Genomic DNA, 7,542 nt, shown 5'->3' with positions numbered 1-7,542 from the left:
CGCGCACGATGGCCTGCGCCAGCTGCTGCGAGACCGCCACCACCGCGTCGCGCAGCGCGCGGCCTTCGGCGCTGGTCAGCGAGGTGATGCGATCGTGGCCGGCCTGGTGCGTGGCGATCAGCACGAACGAGTCGTTCGTCGAGGTGTCGCCATCGATGGTGATGCGGTTGAAGGACAGGTCGGCCGCTTCCTTGACCAGCGGCTGCAGCAGCTCCGGCGCGAGCACCGCGTCGGTGGCGACGAAGCCCAGCATCGTCGCCATGTTCGGGCGGATCATGCCGGCGCCCTTGGACACGCCGGAGATGGTGACCGTCCGGCCGCCGATCGTGAGCTGGCGCGAGCAGGCCTTGGGCAGCGTGTCCGTGGTCATGATGCCGGCGGCGGCCTCGCCCCAGTGGTCCGGCTTCAGCGCGGCGATCGCCGCAGGCAGGCCGGCGACGATGCGGTCCACCGGCAGCGTCTCCATGATCACGCCGGTCGAGAACGGCAGCACCTGCTTCGCGTCGAGCTTCAATTCGGCGGCGAGCGCGTCGCAGGTCTGGCGCGCGCGCGCCAGGCCGTCGGCGCCCGTGCCGGCGTTGGCATTGCCGGTGTTGATGACGATCGCGCGGATCGCCGCGCCCGACGCGAGGTGCTCGCGGCAGACCTGCACCGGCGCGGCGCAGAAGCGGTTGGCGGTGAAGACGCCGGCGACGCTGGCGCCCTCGTCGAGCGCGATCACCGTGAGGTCGCGACGGTTGGCCTTGCGCACGCCGGCCATCGTGACGCCCAAGCGCACGCCGGGCACGGGCAGCAGGGTTTGCGGATCGGGAGCGGTCAGGTTGACGGGCATGGTGGGCGGTCGTTGAGGGTCGGCGTCCGGACGCGGCGGTCCGGTGCGAGCGCGAGCGTCGGCGCCCGCGCGCGGGATTGTAGGAGGCTCGGCCCCTCACCCCCGCCCTCCCCGCAAGCGGGGCGAGGGAGTTTCTTTGCGGGACCGCGAGGAGCGGGCCAAAACAAACGGCGCCCGCGAGGGGCGCCGTTCATCAGCGGGAGCCGGACCGGATCAGGCCAGCTTGCCGTGGCAGCTCTTGAACTTCTTGCCGCTGCCGCACGGGCAGGGATCGTTGCGGCCGACATGGCCCCACTCGCTGGGCACGGCCTGCGTGCCGCCCGCCACCGGCGCCGCGTCCTGCGACACCGAGCCATCTTCGTTCGGATGGGTGTAGGTCACGTTGCTGACGTTCTCGGCGCGCTGCTCGATCGCGTCGGCGGCGGCGGTGGCCTCCTCCTGCGACTGGATGCGCACGTTCAGCAGCACGCGCGTCACTTCCAGCTTCACCGCGTCCAGCAGCTGCGAGAACAGCTCAAAGGCCTCGCGCTTGTATTCCTGCTTGGGGTTCTTCTGCGCGTAGCCGCGCAGGTGGATACCCTGGCGCAGGTAGTCCAGCGACGCGAGGTGCTCGCGCCAGTGCTGGTCGATGCTCTGCAGCAGCACCATGCGCATGAAGGGCGTGAACTGCTCCAGGCCGACGCGGTCCAGCTTGTCCTGGAAGGCGGCGTCGCCGGCCTTGAGCACGGCGTTCAGCACATCCTCGTCGGTCAGCGTCTCGCTCTTCTTGAGCATCTCGCCCAGCGGCACCTCGAGCTTCCACTCGTCGCGCAGCACGCGCTCCAGCGCCACCAGGTCCCATTGCTCCTCGAGCGATTCCTCCGGCACGAAGCCGCGCACCACGTCGGTCAGCGTGCCGGTGCGCAGATGCGAGATCTGCGCCAGCAGGTCCTCGGCCTCGAGGATCTCGTTGCGCTGCTGGTAGATGACCTTGCGCTGGTCGTTCGACACGTCGTCGTACTCGAGCAGCTGCTTGCGGATGTCGAAGTTGCGGGCCTCGACCTTGCGCTGCGCGCTCTCGATCGAGCGCGTCACGATGCCTGCCTCGATCGCCTCGCCCTCGGGCATCTTCAGGCGGTCCATGATGGCGCGCACGCGGTCGCCCGCGAAGATGCGCATCAGCTGGTCGTCCAGCGACAGGTAGAAGCGCGACGAGCCCGGGTCGCCCTGGCGGCCCGAGCGGCCGCGCAGCTGGTTGTCGATGCGGCGGCTCTCGTGGCGCTCGGTGGAGATCACGCGCAGGCCGCCGGCGGCCTTCACCTGCTCGTGCAGCTGCTGCCATTCGGCCTTGAGCGCGGCGATCTTGGCCTGCTTCTCGGACTCGGACAGGGCCTCGTCGTTCTCGATCGCGACCACGTCCTTCTCGATGCTGCCGCCCAGCACGATGTCGGTGCCACGGCCCGCCATGTTGGTCGCGATCGTGATCACGCCCGGACGACCGGCCTGGGTGATGATGTCTGCCTCGCGCGCATGCTGCTTGGCGTTCAGCACCTGGTGCGGGAGCTTGGCCTTGGTCAGCAGCTCGGAGACCTTCTCCGAGTTCTCGATCGAGGTCGTGCCCACCAGCACCGGCTGGCCGCGCTCGTGGCAGTCGCGGATGTCCTGCGTGACGGCGTCGTACTTCTCCTTCGTGGTCTTGTAGACCAGGTCCAGCTCGTCGCGGCGCACCGTCGGGCGGTTCGGCGGGATCACCACGGTCTCCAGGCCGTAGATCTCCTGGAACTCGTAGGCCTCGGTGTCGGCCGTGCCGGTCATGCCGGACAGCTTGCCGTACATGCGGAAGTAGTTCTGGAAGGTGACCGAGGCCAGCGTCTGGTTCTCGGCCTGGATCTGCACGCCTTCCTTGGCCTCGACGGCCTGGTGCAGGCCATCGCTCCAGCGGCGGCCCGTCATCAGGCGGCCGGTGAACTCGTCGACGATCACGACCTCGCTGTTCTGCACGACGTAATGCGTGTCGCGGTGATACACGTGGTGCGCCCGCAGCGAGGCGTACAGGTGGTGCATCAGGGTGATGTTGGCGGCGTCGTAGAGCGACGCGCCCTCGGTCAGCAGCCCGGCCTGCGACAGCAGCCGCTCGGCGTTCTCGTGGCCGTCTTCCGTCAGGTAGATCTGGTGCGACTTCTCGTCGACGGTGAAGTCGCCCGGCTCGATCACGCCCTCGCCGGTGCGCGGGTCCAGCTCGCCGATCTGGCGCTTGAGCTGCGGCGCGACCGCGTTGATCGCGACGTAGAGCTGGGTGTGGTCCTCGGCCTGGCCGGAGATGATCAGCGGGGTGCGCGCCTCGTCGATCAGGATCGAGTCCACCTCGTCGACGATCGCGTAGGCCAGGCCGCGCTGCACGCGGTCGCGGACCTCGTAGACCATGTTGTCGCGCAGGTGGTCGAAGCCGTATTCGTTGTTGGTGCCGTAGGTGACGTCGGCGTTGTACGCGGCCTGCTTCTCGTCGCGCGGCAGGCCCGAGTAGTTGATGCCCACGGTCAGGCCGAGGAAGCGGTACAGGCGGCCCATCCACTCGGCGTCGCGACGCGCGAGGTAGTCGTTGACCGTCACGACGTGCACGCCCTTGCCGGTCAGCGCATTCAGGTAGACCGGCAGCGTGGCCATCAGGGTCTTACCTTCGCCGGTGCGCATTTCAGCGATCTTGCCGGCGTTCAGGACCATGCCGCCGATCAGCTGCACGTCGAAGTGGCGCATCTTGAGGACGCGCTTGCTGCCCTCGCGGCAGACGGCGAAGGCCTCGGGCAGGATGTCGTCGACGGTCTCGCCCTTGGCGATGCGCTGCTTGAACTCCTCGGTCTTGGCGCGCAACTGGTCGTCGCTCAGGCCTTCGAACTGCGGTTCCAGCGCGTTGATCTGCTGGACGACCTTGCGGTAGGTCTTGAGCAGGCGCTCGTTCCGACTGCCGAAAATCTGGGTCAAAAGCTTGGGCAACATGCGGCTTCGTGAAGTTCTTTTGTGGGGCCCGGTCGACCGGCTCGGACGCCCGCCGGACCGCCTCGTGGGCGGCCTCCGAGGGCAGTTCCGCGCGACCGGTGCAGTTGGGGACGCAAACCCCGGCCTGCAAGCGCCAGCGCGGAAAAAAACCGGCGGAGTTTAGCACCCGCCCCTCGCGCGCCCGGGCCGGCCCAGGCGCGCGCCGTGCCGGTCCGGATGCGGGTTTTCCAGTGCCGGGACTACACTGCCGACCCATGCCGCCCCGCTACCTGCCACCCCGCGTCAAGCCCGAAGCGCCCGATCCGCTGGACTTCGGCCGGGCGATGTCGCAGCACGGCGTGCTGGCGCGGCTGGGGCAGCAGCTGGCGCTGTCGCAGCGGCACCTGGCCGCGGTGAGCGTGGCGCTGCCGGGCGCGATGAAGCGCTTCGTCCAGGCCGGCACGCTGGACGAGCAGGGCTGGACCCTGGTCGCCGACAACGCCGCCATCGCCGCCAAGCTGCGGCACCTGCAGCCGACGCTGCTGCGGCTGCTGCGCGAGGAAGGCCTGCTGCTCGAGGGCGAACTGCGCATCCGCGTGCGCCAGTCCTGAAGCGACGCGCCGGGCCTTTGACGGCGTCCGGCCCCTGCGTTGACAGTCGTCAACACGCGGCATGAGGCTGCGGCGAAGAATCGCCGCCCATGTTCCCCGCAACACCTGCCCCCGTCGGGACGACCTGCGCGCGATGTCCCTGTGATCGGGGCCTTGGGCCGGTTACACGCGGGTTCTCGTTGACAGTCCGAGGAGGCGGCCGCTATAACCGGTTGGTCGCCCCGCGCACAAAACAGAAACCGCCAGGTTCAAGGGGCCGACCGCCAGGGAGAAGCCGTCATGCCATTGTTCCCTCCGACCGACGCCTCGCCGTCGACGCGCACCGAAGAGCTGCGCAGCTTCCTGTTCCTCGCTGTCGTGATGGCGCCCGTGCTGGCCGTCGTCACCGTCGCGGGTTATGGATTCACCGTCTGGGTCTACCAGATGTTCGCCGGCCCGCCCGGCGGGTAGCAACCGCCCCCCACCGCCGCCGCCGCGGCGTCTCCACGCGATCCCTCCGGCCACACGCCGCCGATCGCGGCCCTGAACCCCTTCCGAGGCATGCCATGCCCGCAGAGATGCACATCGCCAGCGTGGTGGTGCAGGTGTTGCCACGCCTGCTCGACGCCGCCGCCGCCGCGGTCGACCGGATGCCGTCGGCGCGACTCCACGGTCGCTCGGCCAGCGGCAAGCTGGTCGTGACGCTGGACGGCAATACCGCCGGCGAGATCCTGGACCAGGTCGGCGAGCTGCAAGGCCTGCCCGGCGTGGTCAACGTCGCGCTGGTCTACCAGCACGTCGAACCCGAACCCGAACCCGAGCCTTGCCTTCAAGAGGAACCCCGACCATGAGCACTCGCCGCGACTTCGTCCGACATTCCGCCGCCGTCGCCGCCGGCGCCGTGGCGGGCGTTCCCATCGAGGTCCTGGCCCAGGACGGCAACGCCTACGCGCAGGCCTCGAAGCTGACCTGGTCCAAGGCGCCGTGCCGTTTCTGCGGCACCGGCTGCCACGTGCAGGTGGCGGTCAAGGACAACCGCGTCGTGGCGACCCAGGGCGACCCCGAGGCGGAGGTCAACCGCGGCCTGAACTGCGTCAAGGGCTACTTCCTGTCCAAGATCATGTACGGCGCCGACCGGCTCACCACGCCGCTGCTGCGGATGAAGGACGGCCAGTACGCCAAGGACGGCGAGTTCCAGCCGGTGAGCTGGGACCGCGCCTTCGATGTGATGGCCGAGCAGTTCAAGAAGACGCTCAAGGCCAAGGGACCGACGGCGGTGGGCATGTTCGGCTCGGGCCAGTGGACGGTCTGGGAGGGCTACGCCGCGTCCAAGCTGATGAAGGCGGGCTTCCGCAGCAACAACCTCGATCCCAACGCGCGCCACTGCATGGCCTCGGCGGTGACCGGCTTCATGCGGACCTTCGGCATGGACGAGCCCATGGGCTGCTACGACGACATCGAGAACGCCACCGTCTTCGTGCTGTGGGGCTCCAACATGGCCGAGATGCATCCGGTGCTGTGGACCCGCGTCACCGACCGGCGGCTCAGCGGCCCGGACGTGAAGGTCGCGGTGCTGTCGACCTTCGAGCACCGCTCCTGCGAGCTGGCCGACATCGAGCTGATCTTCAAGCCGCAGACCGACCTGGCGATCCTCAACTACATCGCCCATCACATCATCTCGACCAACCGCGTCAACAAGGAGTTCGTCGAGAAGCACGCCAACTTCAAGCTGGGCAATCCCGACATCGGCTACGGCCTGCGGCCGGAGCATCCGCTGCAGAAGGCCGCGAAGAATGCCGGCGACCCCAATGGCGCCAAGCCCATCACCTTCGACGAGTACGCGAAGTTCGTCAGCAAGTACGACCTCGACTACACCGCCGAACTGACCGGCGTGCCGAAAAACCGCCTCAAGGCGCTGGCCGAGCTGTACGCGGACCCCAAGACCAAGGTCACCTCGTTCTGGACCATGGGCTTCAACCAGCACACACGCGGCACCTGGGCCAACAACCTCATCTACAACATCCACCTGCTGACCGGCAAGATCTCGACGCCGGGCAACAGCCCGTTCTCGCTGACGGGACAGCCCTCGGCCTGCGGCACCGCGCGCGAGGTCGGCACCTTCGCCCACCGGCTGCCGGCGGACATGGTGGTGACCAATCCCAAGCACCGCGCGCACGCCGAGGAGATCTGGCGCCTGCCCGAGGGCACCATCCCGGCCAAGCCCGGCTATCACGCGGTGGAGCAGAACCGCAAGCTCAAGGACGGCGCGCTCAACGCCTACTGGGTGATGGTCAACAACAACATGCAGGCCGGCGCCAACCTGATGCAGGAGACCTACCCGGGCTACCGCAATCCGGAGAACTTCATCGTCGTCTCCGACGTCTACCCGACGGTGACCGCCGTCGCCGCCGACCTGATCCTGCCCAGCGCGATGTGGGTCGAGAAGGAAGGCGCCTACGGCAACGCCGAGCGCCGCACCCACTTCTGGCACCAGCTGGTGAAGGCGCCGGGCGACGCGCGCTCCGACCTGTGGCAGCTGGTGGAGTTCTCCAAGCGCTTCAAGGTCGAGGAGGTCTGGCCGCAGGAACTGATCGACCAGAAGCCCGGCCTGCGCGGCAAGACGCTGTATGACGTGCTCTACCGCAACGGCCATGTCGACAAGTTCCCGCTGGCGGACGTCGACAAGGCCTACGCCAACGACGAGGCGCAGGCCTTCGGCTTCTACCTGCAGAAGGGCCTCTTCGAGGAGTACGCCACCTTCGGCCGCGGCCATGGGCACGACCTGGCCCCGTTCGACGAGTACCACAAGGCGCGCGGCATCCGCTGGCCGGTGGTCAACGGCAAGGAGACACGCTGGCGTTACCGCGAGGGCGAGGATCCCTACGTCAAGGCCGGCACCGGCTGGCAGTTCTACGGCAACCCCGATGGCAAGGCCAACATCTTCGCCCTGCCCTACGAGCCGCCGCCCGAGTCCCCGGACAAGGACTATCCGTTCTGGCTCTCGACCGGGCGGGTGCTGGAGCACTGGCATTCGGGCTCGATGACGCGCCGCGTGCCGGAACTGCACCGCGCGGTGCCCAACGCCTACTGCTACATGCATCCGGACGACGCCAAGGCGCTGGGCGTGCGGCGCGGCTCGCTGGTGGAGATCTCGTCGCGGCGCGGGAA

General features: G+C 68.5%; 6 protein-coding genes. 4 read left to right on the top strand and 2 right to left on the bottom strand.

Annotated features, from left to right (window positions below; genetic code table 11):
* The coding region (locus FUT87_RS21675; RefSeq protein WP_147242356.1) for a bifunctional ornithine acetyltransferase/N-acetylglutamate synthase at positions 1–832 on the bottom strand (832 nt) is incomplete at its 3' end.
* A 213-nt stretch (positions 833–1,045) separates the two neighbouring features.
* A complete protein-coding gene (gene secA / locus FUT87_RS21670) occupies positions 1,046–3,805 on the bottom strand; it encodes a preprotein translocase subunit SecA (protein WP_147242355.1) in 2,760 nt (919 codons plus the stop codon).
* Positions 3,806–4,059: 254 nt separating this feature from the next.
* On the opposite strand from secA, the gene FUT87_RS21665 reads away from it, so the two are divergent.
* From FUT87_RS21665 to napA, 4 genes are all read left to right on the top strand, one after another.
* Positions 4,060–4,395, top strand: coding sequence for a hypothetical protein (locus FUT87_RS21665; protein ID WP_091721812.1), 336 nt, complete (start codon positions 4,060–4,062; stop codon positions 4,393–4,395).
* Positions 4,396–4,674: 279 nt separating this feature from the next.
* Positions 4,675–4,845, top strand: a complete 171-nt coding sequence (gene napE / locus FUT87_RS21660) for a periplasmic nitrate reductase, NapE protein (RefSeq protein WP_091721808.1) — start codon at positions 4,675–4,677, stop codon at positions 4,843–4,845.
* Between the two features lie 95 nt (positions 4,846–4,940).
* Positions 4,941–5,225: a chaperone NapD gene (locus FUT87_RS21655; protein WP_254783190.1), complete on the top strand. Its 285-nt coding sequence runs from the start codon at positions 4,941–4,943 to the stop codon at positions 5,223–5,225.
* The coding region (gene napA, locus FUT87_RS21650) for a periplasmic nitrate reductase subunit alpha (RefSeq protein WP_147242354.1) at positions 5,222–7,542 on the top strand (2,321 nt) is incomplete at its 3' end. The genes FUT87_RS21655 and napA, both read left to right, overlap by 4 nt.

It is taken from the genome of Mitsuaria sp. TWR114 (assembly GCF_007997345.1).
Note: the sequence above shows the minus strand (reverse complement) of the source record. Positions and strands in the feature narration are given on the sequence as shown.

Bases quoted from the DNA above. Each gene is read 5' to 3' on its own strand.
- secA (WP_147242355.1), bottom strand. From the start codon at position 3,805: ATGTTGCCCAAGCTTTTGACCCAGATTTTCGGCAGTCGGAACGAGCGC.
- FUT87_RS21665 (WP_091721812.1), top strand. From the start codon at position 4,060: ATGCCGCCCCGCTACCTGCCACCCCGCGTCAAGCCCGAAGCGCCCGAT.
- napE (WP_091721808.1), top strand. From the start codon at position 4,675: ATGCCATTGTTCCCTCCGACCGACGCCTCGCCGTCGACGCGCACCGAA.
- FUT87_RS21655 (WP_254783190.1), top strand. From the start codon at position 4,941: ATGCCCGCAGAGATGCACATCGCCAGCGTGGTGGTGCAGGTGTTGCCA.